This is a genomic window from Streptomyces sp. NBC_00704 (assembly GCF_036226605.1).
GTDB lineage: Bacteria > Actinomycetota > Actinomycetes > Streptomycetales > Streptomycetaceae > Streptomyces.
Genome location: NZ_CP109000.1, coordinates 4,524,678 through 4,551,172, shown reverse-complemented (window position 1 = coordinate 4,551,172; position 26,495 = coordinate 4,524,678). Strand labels below are relative to the sequence as shown.

At 71.8% G+C, this 26,495-nt stretch carries 23 protein-coding genes and 3 pseudogenes; 11 read left to right on the top strand and 15 right to left on the bottom strand.

Going from position 1 to position 26,495, the window contains the following annotated elements:
• Positions 1-130: 130 nt before the first annotated feature.
• From folE to dacB, 6 genes are all read right to left on the bottom strand, one after another.
• Positions 131-736, bottom strand: a complete 606-nt coding sequence (gene folE, locus OG802_RS19880) for a GTP cyclohydrolase I FolE (protein ID WP_329412330.1) — start codon at positions 734-736, stop codon at positions 131-133.
• 153 nt (positions 737-889) lie between these two features.
• A complete protein-coding gene (ftsH, locus tag OG802_RS19875) occupies positions 890-2,929 on the bottom strand; it encodes an ATP-dependent zinc metalloprotease FtsH (protein ID WP_329412329.1) in 2,040 nt (679 codons plus the stop codon).
• A 186-nt stretch (positions 2,930-3,115) separates the two neighbouring features.
• A complete protein-coding gene (hpt, locus tag OG802_RS19870) occupies positions 3,116-3,676 on the bottom strand; it encodes a hypoxanthine phosphoribosyltransferase (protein WP_329412327.1) in 561 nt (186 codons plus the stop codon).
• A 69-nt stretch (positions 3,677-3,745) separates the two neighbouring features.
• Positions 3,746-4,777 (bottom strand): tRNA lysidine(34) synthetase TilS, encoded by a 1,032-nt coding sequence (gene tilS, locus OG802_RS19865; protein WP_329412325.1) that lies wholly within the window; start codon positions 4,775-4,777, stop codon positions 3,746-3,748.
• Between the two features lie 192 nt (positions 4,778-4,969).
• On the bottom strand, positions 4,970-6,103 hold the full coding sequence (locus tag OG802_RS19860; protein WP_329412323.1) for a zinc-dependent metalloprotease: 1,134 nt from the start codon (positions 6,101-6,103) through the stop codon (positions 4,970-4,972).
• 110 nt (positions 6,104-6,213) lie between these two features.
• Positions 6,214-7,920 (bottom strand): D-alanyl-D-alanine carboxypeptidase/D-alanyl-D-alanine endopeptidase, encoded by a 1,707-nt coding sequence (dacB, locus tag OG802_RS19855; RefSeq protein ID WP_329412321.1) that lies wholly within the window; start codon positions 7,918-7,920, stop codon positions 6,214-6,216.
• 79 nt (positions 7,921-7,999) lie between these two features.
• Between dacB and OG802_RS19850 the strand changes: the two genes are divergently transcribed.
• Both OG802_RS19850 and OG802_RS19845 read left to right on the top strand, forming a co-directional pair.
• Complete coding sequence (locus tag OG802_RS19850) at positions 8,000-8,491, top strand: inorganic diphosphatase (RefSeq protein WP_007452023.1); 492 nt, start codon at positions 8,000-8,002, stop codon at positions 8,489-8,491.
• A 129-nt stretch (positions 8,492-8,620) separates the two neighbouring features.
• Positions 8,621-10,285, top strand: coding sequence for a threonine/serine ThrE exporter family protein (locus OG802_RS19845; protein WP_329412319.1), 1,665 nt, complete (start codon positions 8,621-8,623; stop codon positions 10,283-10,285).
• A gap of 16 nt (positions 10,286-10,301) precedes the next feature.
• Here OG802_RS19845 and OG802_RS19840 read toward each other — a convergent pair whose 3' ends face one another.
• Complete coding sequence (locus OG802_RS19840) at positions 10,302-11,477, bottom strand: DedA family protein (RefSeq protein ID WP_329412317.1); 1,176 nt, start codon at positions 11,475-11,477, stop codon at positions 10,302-10,304.
• Positions 11,478-11,619: 142 nt separating this feature from the next.
• On the opposite strand from OG802_RS19840, the gene OG802_RS19835 reads away from it, so the two are divergent.
• Positions 11,620-11,985 carry a YbjQ family protein gene (locus OG802_RS19835; protein ID WP_329412315.1) on the top strand — a complete coding sequence of 122 codons (366 nt, stop codon included), beginning with the start codon at positions 11,620-11,622 and terminating at the stop codon, positions 11,983-11,985.
• A gap of 34 nt (positions 11,986-12,019) precedes the next feature.
• Here the strand turns inward: OG802_RS19835 and OG802_RS19830 are convergent, their stop codons facing one another.
• Complete coding sequence (locus OG802_RS19830; protein WP_329412313.1) at positions 12,020-12,781, bottom strand: MerR family transcriptional regulator; 762 nt, start codon at positions 12,779-12,781, stop codon at positions 12,020-12,022.
• A 127-nt stretch (positions 12,782-12,908) separates the two neighbouring features.
• On the opposite strand from OG802_RS19830, the gene OG802_RS19825 reads away from it, so the two are divergent.
• Positions 12,909-14,192, top strand: a complete 1,284-nt coding sequence (locus tag OG802_RS19825) for an ion channel protein (protein ID WP_329412311.1) — start codon at positions 12,909-12,911, stop codon at positions 14,190-14,192.
• A gap of 28 nt (positions 14,193-14,220) precedes the next feature.
• Positions 14,221-15,627 (top strand): glutamate decarboxylase, encoded by a 1,407-nt coding sequence (locus tag OG802_RS19820; RefSeq protein WP_329412309.1) that lies wholly within the window; start codon positions 14,221-14,223, stop codon positions 15,625-15,627.
• Between the two features lie 158 nt (positions 15,628-15,785).
• Here OG802_RS19820 and OG802_RS19815 read toward each other — a convergent pair whose 3' ends face one another.
• The 3 genes from OG802_RS19815 to OG802_RS19805 all read right to left on the bottom strand — a co-directional run bounded on the left by OG802_RS19815 (position 15,786) and on the right by OG802_RS19805 (position 18,940).
• Positions 15,786-16,427, bottom strand: coding sequence for a PadR family transcriptional regulator (locus OG802_RS19815; protein WP_329412307.1), 642 nt, complete (start codon positions 16,425-16,427; stop codon positions 15,786-15,788).
• 95 nt (positions 16,428-16,522) lie between these two features.
• Entirely contained in the window at positions 16,523-17,983 is a 1,461-nt protein-coding gene (locus OG802_RS19810; RefSeq protein WP_329412305.1) for an aldehyde dehydrogenase family protein, read from the bottom strand.
• A 132-nt stretch (positions 17,984-18,115) separates the two neighbouring features.
• On the bottom strand, positions 18,116-18,940 hold the full coding sequence (locus OG802_RS19805) for a helix-turn-helix domain-containing protein (RefSeq protein ID WP_329417213.1): 825 nt from the start codon (positions 18,938-18,940) through the stop codon (positions 18,116-18,118).
• 373 nt (positions 18,941-19,313) lie between these two features.
• Here OG802_RS19805 and OG802_RS19800 point away from each other — a divergent pair, with 373 nt between their 5' ends.
• Entirely contained in the window at positions 19,314-19,799 is a 486-nt protein-coding gene (locus OG802_RS19800) for an ATP-binding protein (protein ID WP_329412303.1), read from the top strand.
• A gap of 143 nt (positions 19,800-19,942) precedes the next feature.
• On the opposite strand, the gene OG802_RS19795 is transcribed toward OG802_RS19800, so the two are convergent.
• The 3 genes and pseudogenes from OG802_RS19795 to OG802_RS19785 all read right to left on the bottom strand — a co-directional run.
• Positions 19,943-20,161, bottom strand: a complete 219-nt coding sequence (locus OG802_RS19795; RefSeq protein ID WP_052183895.1) for a DUF397 domain-containing protein — start codon at positions 20,159-20,161, stop codon at positions 19,943-19,945.
• 1,148 nt (positions 20,162-21,309) lie between these two features.
• Positions 21,310-21,579 (bottom strand): 30S ribosomal protein S18, encoded by a 270-nt coding sequence (rpsR, locus tag OG802_RS19790; protein WP_329417208.1) that lies wholly within the window; start codon positions 21,577-21,579, stop codon positions 21,310-21,312.
• A pseudogene (locus OG802_RS19785) lies at positions 21,576-21,818 on the bottom strand (cobalamin biosynthesis protein CobW); the annotation flags it as partial. The pseudogene OG802_RS19785 and the gene rpsR, both read right to left, overlap by 4 nt.
• Before the next feature lie 7 nt (positions 21,819-21,825).
• Here OG802_RS19785 and OG802_RS19780 point away from each other — a divergent pair.
• From OG802_RS19780 to OG802_RS19765, 4 genes and pseudogenes are all read left to right on the top strand, one after another.
• Positions 21,826-21,948, top strand: a pseudogene (locus OG802_RS19780) (50S ribosomal protein L28); the annotation flags it as partial.
• A pseudogene (gene rpsN, locus OG802_RS19775) lies at positions 21,948-22,252 on the top strand (30S ribosomal protein S14). The pseudogenes OG802_RS19780 and rpsN, both read left to right, overlap by 1 nt.
• 122 nt (positions 22,253-22,374) lie before the next feature.
• Positions 22,375-22,902: a hypothetical protein gene (locus OG802_RS19770; protein ID WP_329412301.1), complete on the top strand. Its 528-nt coding sequence runs from the start codon at positions 22,375-22,377 to the stop codon at positions 22,900-22,902.
• A gap of 758 nt (positions 22,903-23,660) precedes the next feature.
• Positions 23,661-24,206 carry a DUF4232 domain-containing protein gene (locus OG802_RS19765; protein WP_329412299.1) on the top strand — a complete coding sequence of 182 codons (546 nt, stop codon included), beginning with the start codon at positions 23,661-23,663 and terminating at the stop codon, positions 24,204-24,206.
• Between the two features lie 33 nt (positions 24,207-24,239).
• Here the strand turns inward: OG802_RS19765 and OG802_RS19760 are convergent, their stop codons facing one another.
• A complete protein-coding gene (locus OG802_RS19760; protein ID WP_329412298.1) occupies positions 24,240-25,376 on the bottom strand; it encodes a DUF2786 domain-containing protein in 1,137 nt (378 codons plus the stop codon).
• Between the two features lie 228 nt (positions 25,377-25,604).
• Here OG802_RS19760 and OG802_RS19755 point away from each other — a divergent pair, with 228 nt between their 5' ends.
• On the top strand, positions 25,605-26,360 hold the full coding sequence (locus OG802_RS19755; protein ID WP_329412296.1) for a Clp protease N-terminal domain-containing protein: 756 nt from the start codon (positions 25,605-25,607) through the stop codon (positions 26,358-26,360).
• Positions 26,361-26,495: the final 135 nt, after the last annotated feature.

Genomic DNA, 26,495 nt, shown 5'->3' with positions numbered 1-26,495 from the left:
CGGCCCGTTCGTCGCCCGCCGTTCCTGCGCCGCCCGCGGCTTGTTCCCCGCCTGCGGCCCTTCCCCGCCCACGGCCCGATCCTGGGCCGCCTGCGGCCCTTCCCGGCCTCACCGGCCGGTCGGGGCGCCGTCAGCGCGCCAGGATCAGGCTCATTGCCTCGGCGCGGGTCGTGGCGTCCCTGAGCTGCCCGCGCACCGCGGACGTCGTGGTCTTGGCACCGGGCTTGCGGATCCCCCGCACCGACATGCACATGTGCTCGGCCTCGATGACGACGATGACGCCACGGGCTTCGAGGATCCGCATCAGGGAGTCCGCAACCTGGGTGGTGAGACGTTCCTGCACCTGGAGGCGGCGCGCGAACACCTCGACCAGCCGCGCCAGCTTGGACAGGCCCGTGATCTTGCCGGACTCCGCGGGGATGTAGCCCACGTGCGCGACGCCGTGGAACGGCAGCATGTGGTGCTCGCACAGGGAGACGATCTCGATGTCCTTGACGAGCACCATCTCGTCGTGGCCGAGATCGAACGTCGTCGTCAGGACGTCCTCGGGCGTCTGGGTCAGGCCCGCCAGCAGTTCCCGGTAGGCCCGTGCCACGCGTGCCGGCGTCTCGCGCAGGCCCTCGCGCTCCGGGTCCTCGCCGACCGCGATCAGCAGTTCGCGTACGGCGTTCTCGGCACGCTTCTCGTCGAACTCGCCGATGGAGCCGTCGCCGTCCAGCGTCACGGGGTCGGTCATGGGGGCCTCGTTCCTGTGCGGGTCGCTCGGGTGGGTGCGCACCTCATCTGCGAGCCTACGAAATCGGTCATACGGAAAACGCCGCGCCCCCCAGGCTAGAACCTGGGGGGCGCGGCATCCATTCCGGGCCTGGTGGGGCCTGCCGGAGCCGGATCAGCTCTCGGGGCGGTCCTCCGGGCTGGGCTCGGCCACGGGGCCGGTCTCCACCGCGGTGGACTTCGCGGTCGAGATCGCCTGCGTCGCGCCGTTGGCGCCGTTCGTCAGTGCCAGCTCCCGGGGGGAGAGCACCGGCGGGCGGGTGGACGGCGTACGCCGCGAGGAGCCGGTCCAGGCGGGCCGTGCCGGACGCTTGACGATGGCGGAGAAGATCTCGGCGATCTCCTCCTTGTTCAGCGTCTCCTTCTCGAGCAGCCGCAGTACGAGGTTGTCGAGGACGTCGCGGTTCTCGACCAGGATCTCCCAGGCCTCGTTGTGCGCGTTCTCGATCAGCTTCTTGACTTCCTCGTCCACCAGGGCGGCGACCTCTTCCGAGTAGTCGCGCTGGTGAGCCATCTCACGGCCGAGGAACGGCTCGGTGTTGTCGCCGCCGAACTTGATCGCGCCAAGCCGCTCGGTCATGCCGTACTGGGTGACCATCGCCCGTGCGGTGGCCGTGGCCTTCTCGATGTCGTTCGCCGCGCCCGTGGTGGGGTCGTGGAAGACGAGTTCCTCCGCCGCGCGCCCGCCCAGCATGTAGGCCAGCTGGTCGAGCATCTCGTTGCGGGTGGTGGAGTACTTGTCCTCGTCGGGGAGGACCATCGTGTAGCCCAGGGCACGGCCTCGGGAGAGGATCGTGATCTTGTGGACCGGGTCGGAGTTCGGCGAGGCCGCCGCGACCAGGGCGTGTCCGCCCTCGTGGTACGCGGTGATCTTCTTCTCCTTGTCCGACATGATCCGGGTCCGCTTCTGCGGGCCCGCGACCACGCGGTCGATCGCCTCGTCCAGCATGTGGTTGTCGATCAGCTTCAGGTCCGAACGGGCCGTCAGCAGCGCGGCCTCGTTCAGCACGTTGGAGAGATCGGCACCCGTGAAGCCGGGGGTGCGGCGGGCGACCGCGGCCAGGTCGACGTCGGGCGCGACCGGCTTGCCCTTCTGGTGAACCTTGAGGATCTCCAGACGCCCCTGCATGTCCGGACGGTCGACCGCGATCTGGCGGTCGAAGCGGCCGGGGCGCAGCAGCGCGGGGTCGAGGATGTCGGGCCGGTTCGTGGCGGCGATGAGGATCACGCCGCCCTTCACGTCGAAGCCGTCCATCTCGACGAGCAGCTGGTTCAGGGTCTGCTCGCGCTCGTCGTGACCGCCGCCGAGGCCGGCGCCGCGATGGCGGCCGACCGCGTCGATCTCGTCGACGAAGACGATCGCCGGGGCGTTCGCCTTGGCCTGTTCGAAGAGGTCACGCACCCGGGAGGCGCCGACGCCGACGAACATCTCGACGAAGTCGGAGCCGGAGATCGAGTAGAAGGGGACGCCCGCCTCGCCGGCGACGGCGCGTGCGAGCAGGGTCTTGCCGGTGCCGGGCGGCCCGTACAGGAGCACGCCCTTGGGGATCTTGGCGCCGACGGCCTGGAACTTCGCCGGTTCCTGGAGGAACTCCTTGATCTCGTGGAGTTCCTCGACGGCTTCGTCCGACCCGGCGACGTCGGCGAACGTCGTCTTCGGGGTGTCCTTGGTGATGAGCTTGGCCTTGGACTTCCCGAAGTTCATGACCCGGGAGCCGCCGCCCTGCATCTGGTTCATCAGGAACAGGAAGACGACCACGATGAGGACGAAGGGGAGCAGGGACAGCAGGATCGAGACGAAGGCGTTCTGCTTCGTCGGCGAGACCGTGTAGCCGTCCGGAATCTGCTTGTCCTGGTACTTGGTCTGCAGCGTGTTGGCGATCGTCACGCCCTGATCGCCGATGTAGCTCGCCTGGATCTTCGAGCTGCCCTTGATCTTCACGCCGTCTTTGAGCGTGGCCTTGACGGTCTGCTCGTCACCGGTGGTGAGCTTGGCCGACTCGACCTTGTTGTCGTTGATCGCTGCAATGACCTGGCCGGTGTCCACCGTCTTGTAGCCGCCGGACGAGCCGACGACCTGCATCAACACGACCACGGCAAGGACGGCCAGCACGATCCACATGACCGGCCCACGGAAGTATCGCTTCACGTCCATCCATACGGAGCGGTGTCGCCCCGTCCCTCCTGCCATAGTGAGTTTGATAAGACAGTTCTTCTGACGGTACCCCAGCTTCGTCGCGCAAAGCCGCACGGAACGGCTGGCACACCCGTCTGCATGCTCCAACGGTGCGAGGCCCGCCGGGGTTCCCGATCTTCCCTGCGGGCTTGCGCCCTTCGGGTCTCAGCCGCCGTAGACGTGGGGCGCGAGCGTCCCCACGAACGGGAGGTTGCGGTACTTCTCGGCGTAGTCCAGGCCGTAGCCGACGACGAACTCGTTGGGGATGTCGAACCCGACCCACTCGACGTCGATGGCGACCTTGGCGGCCTCGGGCTTGCGCAGCAGCGTGCACACCTTCAGGGAGGCGGGCTCGCGCGAGCCGAGGTTCGACAGCAGCCAGGACAGGGTCAGGCCGGAGTCGATGATGTCCTCGACGATCAGGACGTGCTTGCCCTTGATGTCGGTGTCGAGGTCCTTGAGGATCCGCACCACTCCGGAGGACTGGGTGCCCGCCCCGTAGGACGACACGGCCATCCAGTCCATGGTGACGGGGGTGGACAGGGCCCGGGCGAGGTCGGCCATGACCATCACCGCGCCCTTGAGGACACCGACGATGAGCAGGTCCTTGCCCGCGTACTCCGCGTCGATCTCCGCGGCCAGAGCGGCCAGCTTCGCGTCGATCTCTTCCTTGGTGATGAGCACCTCTTTGAGGTCGGTGCCCATGTCTTTCGCGTCCACCCGCATCCTTCGGTCGTCCCACCGGCCGCCGGGACCGCCCACGACCACGTAAGCGGTCCTGCCGGAGGCCCGGATTCAGCCTTGCCGAATCACCAGTCTGCCACCCTGGCGCTGGGCGACGACTTTGCCCGGGAGATTGATGACCCCCTGGCCGCGCCAGCCGGTGATCAGCCGGTCGACCTCTTCGATGTGCCGGGCGAAGAGCGAACCGGCGGGAGCGCCCGCCTCGATCGCGGCGCGGCGCAGGATCCGGCGGCGCACCGCGGGCGGCAGGGCGTAGAGCTTGGCGCACTCCAGGAGGCCGGCCGCGTCGCGTACGGAGGACTCGGCCTGGCCGGCCCAGGCGTCGAGGGCGTCGGCGTCGTCGCGGGAGAGCTGGGCCGTGCGGGCCAGGGCTTCGACGACGCCCTTGCCGAGGGCCTTCTCCAGCGCGGGCAGGCCCTCGTGGCGCAGCCGGGAGCGGGTGTAGGCCGGGTCGGCGTTGTGCGGGTCGTCCCAGACGGGCAGGGACTGGACCATGCAGGCCTTGCGGGCCGTCTGCCGGTCCAGTTGGAGGAAGGGGCGCCGGTAGCGGCGGGCGGCGCCCGGACGTCCGGAGACGGCGGCCATGCCGGACAGGGAGCGGATGCCGGAGCCGCGGGCGAGGCCGAGCAGGACGGTCTCGGCCTGGTCGTCGCGGGTGTGGCCGAGCAGGACGGCGGTGGCGCCGTGGGCTTCGGCGGCGGCGTCGAGGGCGGCGTAGCGCGCGTCGCGGGCGGCGGCTTCGGGGCCGCCTTCGCGGCCGACGGCGACGGCGGTGGACTCGACGGGATCGAGGCCGAGTTCGCGCAGTCGCAGGACGACTTCCGCGGCGCGCAGGTCGGATCCGGGTTGCAGGCCGTGGTCGACGGTGACGCCGCCGGCGCGGACGCCGAGGCGGGGGGCCTCGAAGGCGAGGGCGGAGGCGAGCGCCATGGAGTCGGCGCCGCCGGAGCACGCCACGAGCACGAGCGGCGGGTTCGGGCGCTCGTGCGGGTCGGTTTCGGGGGCGGGGTGGTCGTTGAGGATGTCGTGAAGTACGCGGCGGACCGCCAGGCGTATCGCCGCGACCGCAGGATGGGGACCCATTGTCCGGTTCCCTTCATGAAGTTTTCGGGGGTTGGCACGGGATTCGGTCACTCAGAGTGTGTAGATGGTGACAGAACCGTGGCGTTCCCCGAGCATTGCACGCCTACCGAGGGCTCACGGTCCCTCGGACGGGTGATTGCGGGGGCGTTCTCCTGCCGGCGGCCGGAATCGGTTCCCGCGCGTGCCCGCGGTTCACGACTCGGCCTTGCGGTGCACCCGCGCGACCCACTCGGCCGGTTGGGCGATCTCGGCCTTGGTCGGAAGTGTGTTCGGGGAGGTCCACACGCGGTTGAAGCCGTCCATGCCGACCTCGTTGACGACGGCCCTCACGAAGCGTTCGCCGTCCCGGTACTGCTTGAGCTTGGCGTCCAGGCCGAGGAGGCGGCGCAGGGCGATGTCGAGCCGGGAGGCTCCCTTGGCGCGGCGCTGCTGGAACTTCTCGCGGATCTCGGCGACGGTCGCGACGACTTCGGGGCCGACGCCGTCCATGACGAAGTCGGCGTGGCCCTCCAGGAGGGACATCACGGCGGTGAGGCGGGCGAGGATCTCGCGCTGGGCGGGCGTCTGCACGAGTTCGACGAGGGAGCGGCCGCCGTCGTCCTCCTCGCCCTCCGGGCGGCCCCCGGCGAGGGACTGGGCGGCTTCCCGGACGCGTTCCAGGAACGTCATGGGGTCGACGTCGGTCTCGCCCAGGAACGACTGGATCTCGCCCTCCAGGTGGTCGCGCAGCCAGGGCACCGCCGAGAACTGCGTGCGGTGCGTCTCCTCGTGGAGGCACACCCAGAGGCGGAAGTCGTGCGGGTCGACGTCGAGTTCGCGTTCCACGTGGACGATGTTCGGCGCGACGAGCAGCAGGCGGCCGCCGCCGTTCGCGCCGGCCGGGAGTTCGCGGGTGGCGGGGGCGAACGTCTCGTACTGGCCGAGGACACGGGACGACAGGAACGACAGCAGCATGCCGAGTTCGACGCCGGTGACCTTGCCGCCGACCGCGCCGAGGACCGCGCCGCCGGGGCTGTTGCCGCGGCGTTCCTGCATCTTCTCCAGCAGGGGCTTGAGGATCTCCCGGAAGCCCGCGACGTTGGCCCGCACCCAGCCGGGGCGGTCGACGACGAGGACGGGCGTGTCGTGGACGCCGTCGGTGGCCATCCGGGTGAAGCCGCGCACGTGCTGCTCCGAGGCCTTGGCGTGCCGGCGCAGTTCCGCGACGACGGCACGCGCCTCGTCGCGGCTGACCTCCGGTCCCGGCCGTACGAGCCGGGTCGCGGTCGCCACCGCGAGATTCCAGTCGACCATCCCCGATGAGGCAGCGCCGCCGATGCTCGTCATGCGTCAACCGTACGTGAGCGGCGTCGGGGAGGGCAGGCCGCGGGAGGCCGGTCAGGGAGATGTCAGGGTCGGCCCCGAGGGCGACCGGGGGCGGCTCGGGGCCGGCGGGCTCAGCGGCAGCCGCATCCGGCCAGTGCCGTGGCCGCCCGGTCCAACGCGCTCTGGGCGGCCCCCGGGTCGGTCGTGCCGCCGGCCATGAGGGCGAAGGCGAGCAGCCGGCCGTCCTGGTCGACGACGGTCCCGGCAAGGGTGTTGACGCCGCTCAGGGTGCCGGTCTTGGCGCGGACGACGCCGGCGGCTCCGTCGGTGTAGCGGCTGGTGAGGGTGCCGGTGAAGCCGGCGACCGGGAGGCCGGTGAGGACGGGCCGCAGGTCGGGGCGGCGGGGGTCGCCGGCCTCGACCAGGAGGGCGGTCAGCAGGTTCGCGGTGAGTCGGTCCTGCCGGTCGAGGCCGCTGCCGTCCTTGAAGCGGGCGCCGGCCATGGGCAGTCCGAGCTTCTTCAGCTGGGCGTGGACCGCCTTGCCGCCGCCGGCGAAGTCGGCGCGCACGCCCGTGGCGACGGCGGTCTGGCGGGCGAGGGCCTCGGCGATGTCGTTGTCGCTGTTGGTGAGCATCCGCTCGACGAGGGCGGTCAGCGGGGGCGAGGTGACCGTCGCGAGGCTCTGCGCGCGCGTGGTGGCCTTGGAGGGGCCGGGGGACGTGGTCGTCACGCCGGCGGCCTCGAGGAGCGCCGCGAAGGTGGCGGTGGCGTCGGCGGCCGGGTCGTCGACGCGGGCCGCCGGGCCGCTGTCGGAGTCGTCGGTGCGGCCCTCGTCGGCGCTCAGGGCGGTGACGGGGGCGAGGTTGGGGTTGACCCCGATGGGGTGAATCCGCGAACCGGCGTACAGGGTCGTGTCGTAGGAGAGCGTGATGCGGGTGAGGCCGCGCTTCTTCAGGGCGGCCGCGGTGGAGGCGGCCAGCGTGCGCAGGCTCGCCCAGCCGCGGGCGTCGGCGCGGGCCGTGAGGGTGGGGTCGCCGCCGCCGACGAGGACGAGTTCCCGGGTGTCGGGTTCCAGCACGGCACGCGTGGTGAAGCGGTGTTCGCCGCCCATCGCGGAGAGCGCGGCGACCGCGGTGGCGATCTTGGTGGTGGAGGCGGGGGTGAGCGCACGGCCGGCTCCGGCGCCGTAGAGGCGCTTGCCGGTGGCCACGTCGACGACCGCGGCGGCGTGCTGGGCGCCGAGGGCCGGATCGCCCAGGAGGGGCCCCAGGACGCCCGTGAGGCCCGTGACGCTCGGGAGGGTGCCGGGGGCGGACTTCACGGCGGCGCCGGCCTCCGCGGCGCCGCCGAGGGCGGTGAGGACGGACGCCGCGCTGGGGGCGGGCCGGGGCGCTCCGGCCGCCCTGTCGGAGGTACCGGACGTACCGGACGCACCCGATGAATAGGATCTGCCGGACGAATCGTCCGGGCGTCCGTGATCTGTGCCACCCGGCCGTTCCAGGGCGGCGGCCCGGTCCCGCTCGGCCGTACGCTGACCGCTGGAGTCCCAGGGCCCGACGGCGGTCACCACGACGGCGGTCAGCGCCAGCCCGGCGGTCGCCGCACCCGCGGTGTACTGCCAGGACCTGGCCTGCGGACCGGCCTTCGTGATCCGCGCGAGCTGCGGTCGCGCCGCCCGCGCGAGTCGCGCGACCTGCGGCTTCGCGGTCGCGGCCACGTGCGCGAGGCGGGGCCGTACGATCCTTGCGGCCCGTGCCAGACGCGGTCGTACGGCGTTCCCGATCCGCACCACGTGCGGTCTCGCGGCCCGCCAAGGCCTCAGCTCTGGCACGACCACCAGCCCCTTTCGCGATCACACACCTGCGTGAGGGACACTTAACCACCAGAACTATGTGTTGATCATGGAGGAGCCACCGGTGGAGTTCGACGTCACGATCGAGATCCCGAAGGGTTCGCGGAACAAGTACGAGGTGGACCACGAGACCGGTCGGATCCGCCTGGACCGTCGACTCTTCACCTCGACCGCCTACCCGACCGACTACGGCTTCGTCGAGAACACTCTCGGCGAGGACGGCGACCCGCTGGACGCGCTGGTCATCCTGGACGAGCCGACCTTCCCGGGCTGCCTCATCCGCTGCCGCGCGATCGGCATGTTCCGGATGACCGACGAGGCCGGCGGCGACGACAAGCTGCTCTGCGTCCCGTCGACCGACCCGCGTGTGGAGCACCTGCGCGACATCCACCACGTGTCGGAGTTCGACCGCCTGGAGATCCAGCACTTCTTCGAGGTCTACAAGGACCTGGAGCCCGGCAAGTCCGTCGAGGGCGCCGACTGGGTCGGCCGCACCGACGCCGAGGCCGAGATCGAGCGGTCCTACAAGCGCTTCAAGGACCAGGGCGGTCACTGAGACGTTCGCGAGTGTGAAACGCCTGCGCTGAGGTAGGTGAAGGGCTGCACGCATGCGCGTGCGGCCCTTTCGCGTGTCTGTGCGCATACTGAGGCCAACGGAAGGTGTCGTTCCAGGGAGCGTTGCTGAGTGTCGGAGGCGGAGGACCGCAAGCCGCAGTCGGACGAGGCGAGGAGTGCCTTCGACCCGGAGATCACGTCCGAGTTCGCGATCCCGGCGGGAATGGCCGTCGCCAGACCCGGGGGCGAACCGGAGACCACGTCGGAGTTCGCCGTCCCGGCGGGGCTGGACGTGGCCCAGCCGGCCGCCGGCGAGGGCGAGGGGTCGGCGTTCAGTCCGCCCAGCACGTACAGCGCACGGCAGGCCCCGGTCGCCTTCACGCCGGCCGGCGGCGTCCCGGTGGTGAGCCTGATCAAGGACCTGCCCTGGCAGGACCGGATGCGCACCATGCTGCGGATGCCGGTGGCCGAACGGCCCGCTCCCGAGCCGGGGCCGAAGACGGCGGAGGAGGAGGGCCCGGCCGTCCCCAGGGTGCTCGACCTGACGCTGCGCATCGGCGAGTTGCTGCTGGCGGGCGGGGAGGGCGCCGAGGACGTGGAGGCCGCGATGTTCGCGGTGTGCCGCTCCTACGGCCTCGACCGCTGCGAGCCGAACGTCACCTTCACCCTGCTGTCGATCTCCTACCAGCCGTCCCTGGTGGAGGACCCGGTGACGGCGTCACGGACGGTACGCCGCCGCGGCACCGACTACACGCGCCTGGCGGCCGTCTTCCGGCTCGTGGACGACCTGAGCGACGCGGAGAGCCATCTCTCGCTGGAGGAGGCCTACCGCCGCCTCGCGGAGATGCGCCGCAACCGGCACCCCTACCCGACCTGGGTGCTGACCTCGGCGAGCGGACTGCTCGCGGGCGCGGCCTCGGTGCTGGTCGGCGGCGACCTCGTCGTGTTCGTGGCGGCCATGCTCGGGGCGATGCTCGGCGACCGGCTGGCGTGGCTGTGCGCGGGGCGCGGGCTGCCGGAGTTCTACCAGTTCCTGGTGGCGGCGATGCCCCCGGCCGCGATCGGCATCGCGCTGACGCTGTCCCACGTCGACGTGAAGGCGTCCGCCGTCATCACCGGTGGACTGTTCGCGCTGCTGCCCGGGCGGGCGCTGGTGGCGGGCGTCCAGGACGGCCTGACGGGCTTCTACATCACCGCGGCGGCGCGGCTGCTGGAGGTCATGTACTTCTTCGTGGGCATCGTGGCCGGGGTGCTGGTGATGCTGTACGTCGGGGTCCAGCTCGGCGCGCATCTCAATCCCGACGCGGCCCTGGGCGTCACGAAGCGGCCGCTGTGGCAGATCGGCGCGTCGATGCTGCTGTCCCTGACGTTCGCGGTGCTGTTGCAGCAGGAGCGGTCCACCGTGGTCGCCGTGACCCTCAACGGCGGCGTCGCCTGGTCGGTGTACGGGGCGATGCACTACACCGGCGAGATCTCGCCCGTCGCGTCCACGGCCGTCGCGGCCGGGGTGGTCGGCCTGTTCGGGCAGCTGCTGGCGCGCTACCGGTTCGCCTCCGCGCTGCCGTACACGACGGCCGCGATCGGGCCGCTGCTGCCGGGTTCGGCGACCTACTTCGGGCTGCTGGCCATCGCGCAGAGCAAGGTGGACGCGGGACTGGTGTCGATCACCAAGGCGGCGGCGCTGGCGATGGCCATCGCGATCGGGGTGAACCTCGGGTCCGAGGTGTCCCGGATGTTCCTGCGGATCGGTTCCCAGGAGAAGCGGCGGGCCGCCAAGCGGACGAGGGGCTTCTGAGCCCCTCGTCCCGCCGCTAGTGACCCTGGTCGTCGTAGGGGTACGGGCCGTGGTGGCCGTGGTGGCCGGAGCCGTTGGGCTGAGCGCCGTACGGCTGTTCCTGCGGCTGCGGCTGGGCCTGCTGCGGCTGCTGCGGCTGCTGCGGCCAGTCGTCCTGGGCGTGCCGCTGCCGCTGCCGCTGCGGGTACGCCTGCTGCTGCGGGTACTGCTGCTGCGCGCCGTAGTGGTCGTCCTGCCGGCCCTGGTGCCCGAAGTCCTGCCCTTGGGCCTGCTGCCCGTAGTTCTGTTGGCCGTAGTTCTGCTGCCCGTGGGGCTGCTGCTGGCCGTAGTTCTGCTGACCGTGGGGCTGCTGCTGGCCGTAGTTCTGCTGACCGTGGGGCTGCTGCTGGCCGTAGTTCTGCTGACCGTGGGGCTGCTGGCCCTGGCCCCCGTACTGGTCGCCGTACGGGTACTGCTGGTCGTGCCCGTCGATCCGGCGCAGCTGCGTGGTCGCGTCGTCCATGACGGGGAGCTGCTGCTGGGGCCCGTGCTGCTGCTCGGGGGCCGGCGCCGGGGTCCGCGAGGCGCTCTTCTTCGACTTCGAGCGGGCCCTCAGGAACTCGATGGCGATCGGGATCACGGAGAGCAGCACGATCAGGATGAGCATCGCTTCGATGTTCTTCTTGACGAAGTCGATGTTGCCCAGCCAGGAGCCGAGCAGGGTGACGCCCGCGCCCCACAGGACGCCGCCGATGACGTTGAAGGTCAGGAAGGAGCGGTACCGCATGCCGCTGACGCCGGCGATGATCGGCGTGAAGGTGCGCACGATGGGCACGAAGCGGGCCAGGATCAGCGACTTCGGGCCGTGCTTCTCGAAGAACTCGTGCGCCTTGGTGATGTTCTCCTGTTTGAAGAGCCGGGAGTCCGGCCGGTTGAAGAGCGACGGCCCGACCTTCTTGCCGAACATGTAGCCCGCCTGGTCCCCCAGGATCGCGGCGGTGCAGATCAGCGCGACCGCGCCCCACAGCGGGAAGTCCAGCTGGTTGGACGTGATCAGCAGCCCGGCGGTGAACAGCAGCGAGTCACCCGGCAGGAAGAACCCGATCAGCAGGCCGGACTCGGCGAAGACGATCAGCAACAGGCCCCAGATGCCGAAGTTGTCGAGCAGGTAGTCGGGGTCCAGCCAGCTCGGTCCGAGGGCGATCGTCGTCACGCTTCCGGGCTCCTGACGGGGGTGGGGGAAGTGCAGCGTCCATGCTGCGGCCGCACAAAGCTATCAACGCACCGCGCGGACCCCAGGTTCCACGGGCGTCCTCGGGATGCGCCGTGCGCGTGCCGGGGCGAAGCTGTGAGCCATGGGTATCGAGGATTACGGCGGCGGGCAGGGCCCCCAGTCGGACGTGCTGGTCGTCACGACGAACGACGTGCCCGGGTTCCGGGTGCAGCAGGTCATCGGCGAGGTCTTCGGGCTGACCGTGCGCTCACGGCATCTGGGCAGCCAGATCGGCGCCGGTCTGAAGTCGATGATCGGCGGTGAGCTGAAGGGGCTGACCAAGACCCTGGTGGAGACCCGCAACCAGGCGATGGAACGACTGGTGGAGCAGGCACGCGCGCGGGGAGCCAACGGCGTGCTGATGTTCCGCTTCGACGTGACGGAGGCGGCCGACGTGGGCACCGAGGTGTGCGCCTACGGCACCGCCGTGGTCCTGGCCCGGGAGTAGCCCCGGACCGGGACCGGGACGGCCGGGCCGTGGCTCACCCCGCGTGCCGGGCCGCGTTCGCCAGGATCGCCTCCCTGAGGTGCTCGGCGAGGCCGGGGCGCATGGCGTCGTAGAACGCCTTGAAGCGCTCGTCGGAGACGTACATCTCGCCCAGGCACACGTGCATCTCATAGGGGCAGTCGTAGTACCAGGCGGTGATGTGCCGCCGGTGTTCCTCGGCCAGGTCCATGGCCGCCTCGCCGGCGGGCCGCTCCCCCGCGGCCACCAGGGCGGCGTAGCGCCCGCTCCAGTCGTCGACCTCGGCCTGCAGGCGCTTCCAGTCGTCTTTGGTGTAGCGGGCGGCGCGGCGCTGCGACTCGGCGTACGCCTCCGTGCCGCCCCAGCGCTGTTCCGCCTCCTCGGCGTACTGACCGGGGTCCTTGTCGCCGAAGACCTCGAACCGTTCCTCGGGTGTGAGGTTGATGCCCATCTTGCGTGCCTCCATGGCGTGTTCCACGGCCGCGGCCATCTTCTGGAGCCTCTCGATCCGTGCGGTGAGCAACTCGTGCTGGCGGCGCAGGTGCGCGCGCGGGTCGGCCGCCGGATCGTCGAGCAGGGCCGCGACCTCTTCGAGCGGGAAGCCCAGCTCGCGGTAGAACAGGATCTGCTGCAACCGGTCGAGGTCGGCCTCGTCGTAGCGCCGGTGACCCGCGTGGCTGCGCCCGCCGGGGACGAGCAGGCCGATGTCGTCGTAGTGGTGCAGTGTGCGCACCGTGACACCGGCGAATCCGGCGACCTGTCCTACCGAGTAGCTCACTTCGTGCGCTCCCTTCCCTGTACGCGCTCCACGGTGCTGCCTCACGCCGCGTGAGGTGCAAGCGGGATGCCCCGCAGGCGTCCGCGTTCCGGATGTCATGTCCGTTTCGTCCGCTTATCGTGAGCCCGTGGCTCAGGACACCTCGCAGCGTTCGCCCGCCTCCGCGGCGACGCCGGCGCGCGCCCTGCTGCCGTTGATCCTGCCCGCTCTGCTGGTCGGGGTGCTGGCGTCGGTGCTGCTCCTGCTGGTGGAGGGGGTGGCCGAGCGGCTGGAGCACGTGCTGTGGGCCACGCTTCCGGACGCGCTGGACGTGGGCCGCTACTCGGTGCTGTGGATACTCGTCGTCCTCACCGCGACCGGCGTGGCGGTGGGGCTGGTGGTGTGGAAGGCGCCGGGACACGCGGGACCCGATCCGGCGACGATGGGGCTGGACGCGCCCGTGCTGCCCCCGGCGGTGCTGCCCGGACTGGTCGTGGCGACGGCGCTGATGCTGGCGGGCGGCCCGAGCCTGGGCCCGGAGAACCCGATCATCGCCGTCAACGTGGGACTGGCCGTCTGGCTGGGCCGCCGGGCGGCGCCGCGGGCGCCGGGCGCCCTGTGGGCGGTCCTCGCCGAGGCGGCGACCGTCGGCGCGCTGTTCGGCACGCCCGTCGCGGCGGCGCTGCTGATCTCCGAGGCGCTGGCCGGGCGGCAGAGCGAGGGGCCGCTGTGGGACCACGTGTTCCCTCCGCTGGTCGCCGCGTCGGCCGGCTCGATGACGACCACCCTGGTGGCGCATCCGGCCTTCGACCTGGGCCTGCCCGGACTCGACCGGCCGGGCTGGGGCGATCTGCTGGCGGCGCTCGTGATCGCCTCGGCGGGCGCGCTGCTGACCCTGTGCGCCGTCCGCGCCTTCCCGTACGTCCACGGCGTGTTCACGCGGTTGCGGCACCCGATGCTGATGCTGCCGCTCGGCGGCGTCGTCCTGGGCCTGCTGGGGGCGCTGGGCGGCCATCTGACGCTCTTCAAGGGGCTGGACGAGGTCGGGGAGCTCGCGGCCGATCCGGAGGGCTGGACGGCCGGTCAGTTCGCCACGATGACGGTGGTGAAGCTGGCCGCGCTGCTCGTCGCCGCGTCCTGCGGTTTCCGCGGCGGCCGGATCTTCCCGGCCGTGTTCGTGGGCACCGCGTTCGGTCTCACCGCCCACGCGCTCGTCTCCGGCGTCCATCCCTCGGTGGGCGTGGCGGCCGGGGTGCTGGGCGTGCTCCTGGCCATCACCCGGCAGGGCTGGGTGAGTCTCTTCGTCGCCGCCGTCCTGGTGGCCTCGGCGTCGATCATCGCCCTGTTGTGCATCGCCACGCTGCCTGCCTGGCTGCTGGTGACGGGGCGGCCGCAGATGCAGTTGCGCGCGGACGGAACTCCGGTCCGCTGACACCCGTTCGACCCATCAGGAGGCATTCATGCCGTTGCACAAAGGGCCCCGGAAGCCCGACGAGCGCCCACTGTCCGTCAATCCCTTCTACGGCGAGGCCGATCCGGTCAGCGGGATGATCGAGGCGCCTCCCAAGCACCGTCTGCCGGACGGCCCCACGCCCCCGTCCACGGCGTACCAGCTGGTGCGCGACGAACTCATGCTGGACGGCAACGCGCGCCTGAACCTGGCCACCTTCGTGACCACGTGGATGGAGCCGCAGGCCGGCGTCCTGATGGCGGAGTGCCGCGACAAGAACATGATCGACAAGGACGAGTACCCGCGCACCGCCGAACTGGAGCGGCGCTGTGTGGCGATGCTCGCCGACCTGTGGAACGCGCCCGACCCCTCGGCGGCCGTGGGCTGTTCGACGACCGGGTCGAGCGAGGCATGCATGCTCGCCGGGATGGCGCTGAAGCGGCGGTGGGCGCGGCGCAACGCCGACCGCTACCCGGGCGCGCGGCCGAACCTCGTGATGGGCATCAACGTCCAGGTCTGCTGGGAGAAGTTCTGCAACTTCTGGGAGGTCGAGGCCCGGCTGGTCCCCATGGAGGGGGAGCGTTTCCACCTGGACCCGCAGCTCGCGGCCGAGCTGTGCGACGAGAACACCATCGGGGTCGTCGGCATCCTCGGCTCCACCTTCGACGGGTCCTACGAGCCGATCGCCGAGCTGTGCGCGGCGCTGGACGCGCTCCAGGAGCGCACCGGCCTGGACGTTCCGGTGCACGTCGACGGCGCGTCCGGCGCGATGATCGCCCCCTTCCTCGACGAGGACCTGGTGTGGGACTTCCGCCTCCCGCGCGTGGCGTCCATCAACACCTCGGGGCACAAGTACGGCCTGGTCTACCCGGGCGTCGGCTGGGCGCTGTGGCGCGACAAGGAGGCCCTGCCGGAGGAGCTGGTGTTCCGCGTGAACTACCTGGGCGGCGACATGCCCACGTTCGCGCTCAACTTCTCCCGCCCGGGCGCCCAGGTCGTCGCGCAGTACTACACGCTGCTGCGGCTCGGCCGGGAGGGCTTCCGTGCGGTCCAGCAGTGCACGCGGGACGTGGCGGCCCGGCTGGCCGGACAGGTGGAGGCGCTCGGCGACTTCCGGCTCCTCACCCGGGGCGACGAACTGCCGGTCTTCGCCTTCACCACGGCGGAGGGCGTGGAGGCGTTCGACGTCTTCGACGTGTCCCGGCGGATGCGCGAGAGCGGCTGGCTGGTGCCCGCGTACACCTTCCCGGCGAACCGGGAGGACCTGTCCGTGCTGCGGGTCGTGTGCAGAAACGGCTTCTCGGAGGACCTGGCCGAACTGTTCGTGGAGGACCTGACGCGACTGCTGCCGGAGCTGCGACGCCAGTCCGGTCCGGCGATCCGGGACAAGGGCGCGGCGACGAGTTTCCACCACTAGGTCCGGGCGGGCGGCGAGCGGGATGCCCGATCGCCTGACCGACCGACCGACCACCTGACCGGTCCGGCGACCGGCCGGCCGGCCGGGCTCGGCCGTCGCGCCGCATCCCGCGCCCCGCATCCCGCACGGGCGGGGCCGAGGAGGCTCCTGGCGGCTGGTCAGTGCGCGTCGCCGGGGTGCCGCTCGCCCGTCGCGTACGGGTTCTCCTCGCCCTCGGCCAGCACGCCGACGAACGGCTCGCCCTCGCCCGCGAAGGTGTACGCGCCGCCCTCGACCCGGGCGATCAGGCCGCGGGTCCACTCGGCCTCGGCGTCGGCCGTGTGGAGCCACAGGTTCATGATCTCGCCGATGTGGCCCAGCTGCTCCGGGCCCTCCTCGGGGAGGTAGTGCGCGGTGACGGCGGTCCGCCACGCCTCGATGCCGCGGATGCGCTCGTGAAGGAGCGACACGGCCTCCGCGCGCGGGAGGTCGAGCATGAAGCCGATGGCCGCCGACTTCACGTCGGTCTTCTGGTCGTACGAGGTCAGCGCGGCGCGCAGCAGCCGGAAGTACTCCTCGGCGCCGGCCTCGGTGATCTCGTACTCGGTGCGCGGCGGGCCGCCCGCCGGGGAGGGAGCCGTCTCGTGCTCGCGCAGCAGTCCCTGCTTGGCCATCTGCTTCAGGGCGTGGTAGATCGAGCCCGGCTTGGCGTTGGACCACTCGTGGGCGCCCCAGTACTCCAGGTCGCCGCGCACCTGGTAACCGTGGGCCCGCCCGTGCTGGCGCACGGCCCCCAGGACGAGAAGACGGATCGCTGACATGCGCCCAGGTTAGGGCGTGCCGGGCGGGCGCCCGCGGGCCGCGCGCCCCCGCGCGCGGATGCCGCGGGCGCCTTCCCGCCCGCCCCGGCGCGCGCTCAGAAGGGGAACGCGCTGCGGCCGTGCTGGACCGAGATCCACTTGGTGGTGGTGAAGGCCTCCAGGGTCGACTCGCCGTTGAGACGGCCGACGCCGGAGTTCTTCTCGCCGCCGAACGGCACGATCGGCTCGTCGTGCACGGTGGCGTCGTTGACGTGGAACATGCCGGTGACGATCTGCTTGGCGAAGGCCACCCCCCGCTCGACGTCGGCGGTGTGGACGGCTCCGCTGAGCCCGTACGGCGACTCGTTGACCAGCCGTACGGCCTCTTCCTCGCCGTCGAAGGTGTTCACGAACACGACGGGCCCGAAGACCTCCTGCCGCAGCAGCGCGGAGTCGGCGGGCAGGTCGGCCAGGACGGACGGCTCGACGACGTTGCCCACCGTCGTACCGTGCACCAGCGCGTGCGCGCCCTCGCCGACGGCCTGCTCGACCACCGCCGAGACCGCCTCCGCCTGAGAGGAGTTGATCAGCGGGCCGATCGCGGTCTGCGGGTCGCGCGGGTCGCCCGCCTTGAGGGTGCGCACCTTGGCGACGAACTTCTCGGTGAACTCGTCGGCGACCGCGCGGTCCACCAGGATCCGGTTGGCGGCCATGCAGACCTGGCCCTGGTGCACGAAGCGGCTGAACACCGCCGCGTCCACGGCGTAGTCGACGTCGGCGTCGTCCAGCACCACGAACGCGCTGTTGCCGCCGAGTTCGATGACGGTCCGCTTGAAGTGCGAGGCGGCGACGGTCGCGACATGGCGGCCGACCTTGTCGGAGCCGGTGAAGGAGATGACCCGCGGGACCGGGTGCTCCAGGAAGGCGTCGCGGATCTCGGCGATGTCGGTCACGACGACGTTCAGCAGGCCCGGCGGCAGACCCGCGTCCTCGAAGAGCTTGGCGATCACCGTGCCGCCGGAGACCGGGGTGTTCTGGTGCGGCTTGAGCACCACGGCGTTGCCGAGGGCGAGCGCGGGGGCGACGGACTTCAACGACAGCAGGAACGGCACGTTGAAGGGGCTGATCACGCCGACCACGCCGACCGGCTCGCGGTAGACGCGGTTCTCCTTGCCGTCGATCGGCGAGGGCAGGATGCGGCCCTCGGGGCGCAGCGCCAGGTGGATCGACTCGCGCAGGAACTCCTTGGCGAGGTGGAGCTCGAAGGCCGCCTTGCCGAAGGTGCCGCCGGCCTCGTCGACGAGGAGGGCGCTGATCTCCGCCTCGCGCTCCTCGACCAGACGCAGCACGTTCTCGAAGATCGCGCGGCGTGCGTAGGGGCTGGTCGCGGCCCACTGCTTCTGGGCGCGGGCGGCGGCCCGGTACGCCTCGTCGACCTCCTCGACCGTGGCTATCGTGATCGAGGCCAGCTTCTCGCCGTCATAGGGATTGATGGTGATGATGTCCCAGGACCCGGTGCCCGGACGCCATGTGCCGTCGATGTACTGCTGGGCCAGGTCGGTGAAGTATGACGACATGCGATCCCTCAATCCCCTGCTGCGATCGGCTTCGATCGATCGGCATCACGATCTGATCACGCGTCATCGTACGGTGGTTTCAGGGGAGTTGGCGGGGACTTCGACCGGTCGCCGGCCCCCGCGGGGGAATCCCTACGACAGCTGGAGCAGACCGCGCAGCAGGTCCCGGCTCGCGTCCGGGCCTGGGCTGTCGCGCTGGAGCTCCACGAGAACCTGCTCGTACTGGGCCACGTCCTCGCGTTTGTCCAGGTAGAGCGCGCTGGTGAGCTGTTCCAGATAGACGACGTCCTGGAGGTCGGACTCCGGGAAGCTCAGGATCGTGAACGCGCCCGACTCTCCGGAGTGGCCGCCGAGACTGAACGGCACCACCTGTAGCCGCACGTTGGGGCGCTCCGAGATCTCGATCAGGTGCTGGAGCTGCCCGCGCATCACCTCGCGGTCGCCGTACGGCCGGCGCAGCGCCGCCTCGTCCAGCACGATGTGGACGTCGGGGGCGTTCTCGGCGACGAGGTACTTCTGCCGCTCCAGCCGCAGCGCCACGCGCCGGTCGACGTCGGCGGGCGACGCCCCCTTCATGCCGCGACTGACGACGGCATGGGCGTACGCCTCGGTCTGCAACAGGCCGTGCACGAACTGGACCTCGTACGCGCGGATCAGCGCGGCCGCGCCCTCCAGGCCCACGTAGGTGGGGAACCAGTTGGGCAGGACGTCCGAGTAACTGTGCCACCAGCCGGCCACGTTGGCCTCGCGGGCGAGTCCGACGAGCGCCTGGCGCTCCGTGTCGTCCGTGATGCCGTACAGCGTGAGCAGGTCCTCCACGTCACGGGTCTTGAAGCTCACCCGGCCCAGTTCCATCCGGCTGATCTTCGACTCCGACGCCCTGATCGAGTATCCGGCCGCTTCGCGGGTGATGCCGCGCGTCTCGCGCAACCGCCGAAGTTGCGAGCCGAGCAGCATCCGCCGCACCACCGATCCGGGCTCTCCCACGCTCACGTTCGCCAGCCTCCCCAACCGTCCTGGGGACCGAGTCTGCCACTAAAACACTTCGAGCAGTACTCGTCCGATTACAGAGATGGAAAGAAACAGAAGGATACGCACAGAGGGATGCGCGGGAAGAGTGAGGAGAAAGCAAGGGAAGTGGCGGTGTTGGGCGAGAAGTTGGCGGAAAAAATGGCCAAGAAGCGGTACGGGCGGGTCCATTTCGGTCACGTGCACGTGCATCTGCCCTTGCATCCACCGTGCGCATCCGAAACCATGGTCTCGCGCCACCGCTGCATCGCAACGACCGCGAATCCCGGGAGTGCCTCGCATGGGGACGAATGGATCGACCATGCTCGAGCCGTTACGGCAGGGCCTTCCGCCGCTTGATCCCGCGGCCGTGTCCAACGCCGCCTCCTGCGCTCTGCCGACCCGCTTCGAAGCGGTGCGCGAGGCCCGGCAGTTCACCAGGCGGACCCTCGGGCAGTGGGACGTGGGCGACTGTCTCGACGACGTCTGCCTGGTCGTCTCGGAGCTGGTGACCAACGCGTTGAGACACGGGCTGGCCCCCGACGAGGTTCCCGTCGGACCGGATCACCGGCATCCGCCCGTGCGCCTGCATCTGATGCGGTGGACCGAACGCCTCGTCTGCGCGGTGCGCGACCCCAGCCACGACAGCCCACTGCCCCGTGAGGGCGAGGACTTCTCGGCCGAGTCCGGGCGCGGCCTCTTCCTCGTCGACTCGTTCGCCGAGAGCTGGGGCTGGCACCCGCTCTCCGGCACTCTGCGCGGCAAGGTCGTCTGGGCCCTCTTCCGGCTGCCCACCCCCGCACGGTGAAGAACCGCGGCGCGCCGTGACGCCGCGGTTCTACGCGCGTCGCACCGCAGTGCGAAGACCGGACCGCCTCTGATCCGACGGGACGGGGGCGGAAGCGGAGGCCGGGACGGGAGCAGAGGTGACCGCAATCATGTCGGGCGCCGTCAGCTCGCGATCAGATGGTCGAACTCGCCGTCCTTGATGCCCAGCAGCATGGCCTCGATCTCGGCGCGCGTGTAGACGAGCGCGGGACCGTCGGGAAAACGCGAGTTGCGCACGGCCACGTCGCCGCCCGGCAGCCGGGCGAACTCCACGCACGAACCCTGCGAGTTGCTGTGCCGGCTCTTCTGCCAGGCAACCCCGTACAGCTGTGTGGCCGTCATGCCGTTGTACACGTCGTGCCCCCCGTCAACGTGGTGGTCCACAGGTCGCTCCCTGGTGGTGCACTGGCTCGTGTGGCCATTGGTGCCGTTGTCAACTGTTCCGGATCATAGCCCCGTTCACGTGCAGTCGCATGAGCAGATGCACGTGCACGCGCGGTGCCTGAGTGGTTACAGCTTTGACGCCTGCTTTACCCGGCTCGTTCCGCTTCGCGGTCCTATTCGCGGGCCCCCGCGAAAGTCGTACGGATCGAACCATCCATATATGAGGACAGACGCTCAGCATGCCCGTCCTGTTCCGTCGGCGGCGAAACGGGATCGGCCGAGGTCGCACGGCGGAGATCGACGGCGCCGGTCCGGGAGACGCCGTTCCGGCGGATTCCGGGCCTCCGCTCAGCGCTCCGCACGGATCCGGCGGACCGCGCGACGCCGACAGCCGACTGCCCTGGGGCGGGGCCCCGCGATCCGGGACACCTCGTGCCGGCGGCGTCCGCCGACGACGGCCGGGCCCCCGCGGCCAAGGGTCACGCGGGAGCACGAAAGAGGCCGTGGAGGTGGAGGTCGGGGTGGAGGTGGGATGGAGACGCAGGTGGAGGCACAGGTGGGGGTGCAGGTGGAGTGGCACGCGGAGGTGAGGCGGGGGCGGCCGGACGCATGAGCCGGGGGTCGGCCGGTCGTCGCGGTGGGGCAACGGGCGCACGGCCCGCATGAGTGGACGCCGGGACGGGATTCGCTCGTACGAACGATGGAGACCGTCCAAGGGAGCAGTGGGCCGTGTCTAAGCACGACGAAGGTCTTCGGCGGGCCGGTGGTGGACGGGACGGGTGCGTACAGGACACACCCCCGGGCCCCTCGGAGGGGGCGAAGCGGTGTACTTCGGGCGGGGACGGCAGCCGTGCCGGTCGACCGGTCGGCCACACTCCTCGACCGGATGGCCACACTTCTCGACCGGTTCGCGGCGCTCTCCGGCCGGTTCCGGCTTGCGTTCGGGCGGGGAGGTGAGCGGCCGGGACCGGACCGGCACGCCGAACGGACCCGCCCGAGCCGGAGGGTGGACGGCTCGGGCGGGTTGCGGACGGGCCCGGCCGTCACCTGAGCGGATCCGGCCACCGGGAGAGGGGCCGGGCCGGGCGGCCGGGCGGTGGGGCGGGTCAGCGAGTGGTCGCGTCAGGGAGCAGCGCCGTCTCGCGGGCGTTCTTGACCGCTCGGGAGAGCCGCCGTTGCTGCCGGGCGGTGATCTGCGTGACGCGGCGGCTGCGGATCTTGCCGCGGTCGGAGAGGAACTTCCGCAGCAGGTCGGTGTCCTTGTAGTCGATGCAGGCGACGCCCGCCTGGTCGAGCGGGTTGGGCCGGGACGCGGCCGGCGTGCGTCCCGGAGACGCGCGCGGGCTTGCGCGCGGGCTTGCTGGGCATGGGGTCAGACCTCCAGGAGGCTGTTGAAGGCGGACGGCCACTGCTGCCAGGCAGTGCGCCCGGCCGCGTACTCGGCGTCCGTGAGCAGGCAGGAGTCGAGGAGGGACGCGAGCCCGTCCCGGTCCGGGCCGGGTGACGTGAAGACCAGGTGCCGGCAGCGGTCGCCGTGCTCGGGGTGCCAGTCCAGCGCGGCGGCGGCCCGGCGCCCCGGCGGGACCAGGTCCCAGGCGGCGTCCGGCAGGGACGCCGGCGAGTGGCTGCCGGGCGAGGGCCGGCACGTCCGGCTGCGGCTGAGCACGAAGGGCGTCAGGACCGTCGACGCGATCGGCGTCGAGCCGGCCGTGGCGCGCATCCGCGCGCGTGGGGTGCGGATCTGATGGCCAAGAAGGGCAAGATCGCCAAGAACGAGCGGCGCCGCGCGAGCGTGGCGCGCTACGCGGCCCGCCGGGCCGAGCTGAAGGAGATCGTCCGGCTGCCTTCCACGACCGACACGCAACGGCGCGAAGCACAGCAGGAGTTGCACGCCCAGCCCCGCCCACGCCGGTGCGACGCGGATAGGCAACCGACCAGGTCGACGGGCGCCCGCGCGGGTACTTCCGCAGGTTCGGGCTGTCCCGGCTGGGGCTGCGCCAGGAGACGCACGCCGGGCGGCTGCCCGGGGTGCGGAAGGCGTCCTGGTAGGCCACGGGCGGCCCCGGAACTCCGCCGGGGCTTGCTGGTAGCTTGCTGCGGACCCTCGGCCCGCGCGGTCCTCGCGTCCGCCGACCGGGCCGGCCCGCTACAGCACAGCTTGGGAGCCAGCAGTGACTTCGGCGATCTTCTCGCGGGGCACGTCCCGTCCGTCGGTCCGCGCGGTGGCCGCGGCGGCGGCGCTGGCGGGCGCGCTCACGCTCACGGCGTGCAGCGACGGCGGCGGGTCCGACGGCTCCCCGGCCACGCCGTCCGCGACGGCGACCGCGGACACCGGCGGCGCGAGCGGCACGGGCGGCGCGTCGGCCTCCGCCTCGGCGTCGGCCTCCCACGAACTGGAGGGGAGCTGGCTCGCCACGACGGACGGCAAGGCCGTCGCCCTGATCGTCACGGGCAGGCAGGCCGCCCTCTTCGTGACCGGCGGGGCCGTGTGCAGCGGCACGGCGGGCGAGGAGGCGGGCATGCGGATGATCCGCCTCAAGTGCAGCGCCGGCAAGGACGACCGGACGACCGGGATGGTCGACTCCGTCGACGCGAAGTCCCTCAAGGTGACCTGGTCCGGCGCGGCCGGCAAGGAGACGTTCGCCAAGGCGCAGGGCGGCCAGTGGCCCTCCGGACTGCCGACACCGGGGCTCGGCTAGCCGAGGGCGGCCCGGACGGCCGAGGGGCGCGCGGACGGCCGTGGATCACGCGGACGGCCGAGGATCACGCGGGCGGCTGCAAGCGGCTCGGACGGCCGACGGCGGCCCGGGTAACCGACGGCAGCTCAGGTAGCCCGGAGCGGCTCGGGCAAGCGAGGGCGGCTCGGGCAAGCGAGGGCGGCTCGGGCGAGCGAGGGGGCGACTCGGGCGACTGGAGGCAGCCGGACGGCCGAGAGCGCGACTCGGGCGACTGGAGGCAGCCGGACGGCCGAGAGCGCGACTCGGGCGACTGGAGGCAGCCGGACGGCCGAGAGCGCGACTCGGGCGACTGGAGGCAGCCGGACGGCCGAGAGCGCGACTCGGGCGACTGGAGGCAGCCGGACGGCCGAGAGCGCGACTCGGGCGACTGGAGGCAGTCGGACGGCCGAGGGGGCGACTCGGGCGACTGGAGGCAGTCGGACGGCACGTGGGATCGCGCGGGCAGCTGAGGGCCGTCCCGGACGGTCGGCGGCGGCTCCTGCGGCCGAGGAGGTCCCGACAGCCGGGCCGTCTTCGGCAGTACGGCCGGCGCGGGTGGTCGGTCGGCGCGGTTGGCGGGGCGGTGCGGGTGCCGGGGCGGTGCGGGTCGTCAGGGCGGTGCGGGTCGTCGGGTGCGCGTGAGTGATCGGGCCGTCACGGAAGCGGGGGGCGCGCGCAGCGTCGCCGCACGCGTGCGTGATGATCCATCGAGCACCGTCACGACACCCTAGGAATCCCTCATGCGCGCCCTTCCCATCACCGTCACCGCCCTCGCCGCGGCCCTGCTCCTCACCGCCTGCGGAGGCGGGGACGACAGCGACTCCGGCGGCGACGAGAGCAAGGCCGCCGGCTCGTCCGGCCCCGCCGGCGGCGCCTGTGCCGCCGACGGCCTCGGCCAGGAGGTCGGCCCCGTCGACGCCGCACCCGCCACCGGGGACACCGGCAACGTCACCGTCACGCTCACCAACAAGGGCGCGCAGTGCACCCTCAAGGGCTTCCCCAAGGTGGCTCTGCAGGCCGACGGCGACTCCGCGACCGTGGCCGAGGACGGCGCCGCCGCGGCGCAGACCCTGACCCTCCCGGCACAGGGGACCGCCTCGTTCACGATCACCTATGTGCGCGGCGAGAAGGGCGGCGACAAGAGCCTCGCCGTCAAGACGGTGAAGTACGGCCTGCCGGACGCCTCGTCCACCGTGAGCTTCGACTGGTCGTACGGCGACGTCGCGCTGAAGAGCAAGGGCGTGCCGGACGCCACGGTGAGCGCCTTCACGCAGGCGGGCGACTGACCTGCGCCGGGGGCGGCGGGGCGGCCGGGGGCGTCAGGGCAGGCGGGGCCGGGAGCGCATCCTGGCCCGGTCGGCCGCTTCGGCGCCCTCGGTCCAGCCCGCCTCGTCCGTGACCCCGCGCAGACGTGTGGACACCGTCTGCGGGAACATCCGGTCCGTCGCGGCGGTGACCGCGACCGCGCGCGTGGCGAGGACCGGCAGCAGAGCGTCGTCGACGGCGGTCTCGGCGGCCGCGGCGATCTCGCCCAGCCGGACTCCGATGCGGTGGGCGTACGCGGCGAGGAAGGACTGCCGGAAGGTCTTGGTCCGCCTGCGCCCCCCGGACCGCTGGGCCGCCTCCGCCTTCGCCATCGCGGACTGCGCCTGCACCAGCAGCGACGTATAGAGCAGTTCGACCGCCTCCAGGTCGGCCTCGAACCCGACCACCGTGGAGAACGCGAAGGGCTCGTTCCACACCGCCCGGCAGTGGTTGGCGACGGCGACCGCGTCCAGCAGCACCGCCTTGGCCTGCTCGTAGGGCGGCTCGACGCCGATCCGGCAGGCGCCGGGCGCGTCCGGGTCCGGCGCCTGGGCGGCGAGCAGCGCCTCGTCGACGCTGTGCCGGGCCATCAGTTCCTGCGCCTTCGCGGTGAGCGCCTCCGCCTCCTGCGGGAACCCGGTCGCCTCGGCCTTGGCCAGCAGGGCGCGGATGCGGGTGAGCATGCGCGAGTGGGTCCCGGGGCGTGCGGACCGGTGCGGCTGGCGCTCCTGGAGGGGTTCGAGGGCGGGCAGGCGCAGCAGCAGGCGGTAGAGCTCCAGAACCGCGGTGGCGTGCGAGAAGCGGTCGGCGGACGCCGGCGGGCCGGCCGGCAGCTCCGCGAGCTGGTCCGCCCAGCGCCTGCCGCGTGCGCGGTCGTCGCGCGCGTGGGCGCGGATCAGCGCCGTCACCAGGCCCACGTGGACGACGTCCAGCTCCCGGCGGACGATGCGCACCGCGTCCGCGGGCTGCCAGCCGCGACGCCAGAGCGCCGCGACGAACTCCACACCCCGGCGCGTGAGTTCCGCGTCCGTCGCCGGGTCGGCGGCGAGGAGGGAAGCGCCCGTGTCGAGGGCGGCGTCGGCGCTGTCGTGCAGGGCGGCGCGGAAGGCGCGTTCGACGGTGTCGGCCGGGCTGTCACTGGTGCTGCTCACCGGTCGATCGTGCCACGCGGACGGCGCCGCCCCCACGCGCGGGAGGGAGCCAGGTGCGCGGAAGGACGCCTCCGTGCGTGCACGACGCCTCCGCCCCCGTGGGGACGCCTCCGCCCCCGTGGGGACGCCTCCGCCCCGTGAGGACGCCCCCGCGTGTGGGGCACTCACGACCCTCGCGAGTGACAACCTCGGGTTGACACCCCTCCACTGTCAACCTAAGGTTGACACATGACCGATTCACGCCCCGCCACCACGTCGTCCGTGCGTCTCGACGACCTCATCGACGCGATCAAGAAAGTCCACGACGAGCCGCTGGAACAGCTCCAGGACGCCGTCATCGCCGCCGATCACCTCGGCGACGTGGCGGACCACCTCATCGGCCACTTCGTCGACCAGGCCCGCCGCTCGGGCGCCTCCTGGACCGACATCGGCCGCAGCATGGGCGTCACCCGGCAGGCCGCCCAGAAGAGGTTCGTCCCGAGGGAGTCGTCCGACCTGGACGCCAACCAGAACTTCGGCCGCTACACGCCCCGCGCGCGCAACGTGGTCATGGCGGCCCACAACGCGTCCAAGGCGGCCGGCAACGCCGAGGGCCTGCCCGCGCACCTGGTCCTCGGCCTGCTCTCCGAACCGGAGGGCCTCGCCGCCAAGGCGATCGCCGCGCAGGGCGTCTCCCCGGACGCCGTGCGCGAGGCCGCGACCGCCGCGCTCCCGTCGGCCGTCGAGGAGCCGCCGGAGCTGGTGCCGTACGGCACGGACGCCAAGAAGGTCCTCGAACTCACCTTCCGCGAGGCGCTCCGTCTCGGCCACAACTACGTGGGCACCGAGCACCTGCTGCTGGCCCTGCTGGAACACGAGAACGGCGAGGGCGTGCTCAGCGGCCTCGGCGTCGGCAAGGCGGCGACCGAGAGGTTCGTGGCGGAGGCCCTCGCCGGGCTGGTGAAGGCAGACGACGCGGGCGAGGCGGACGAAGCGGCCGAGTAGGCGAGACCGGAGGCGGACAGCCGGACGAGAAACCCGGGGGCGCGAAGCCCGGGGACCCGAAGCCCGAGGACGCGAAGCCCGGGGACGCGAAATCCGGGGACCCGAAGCCCGGGGACGCGAAGCCCGGGGACGCGA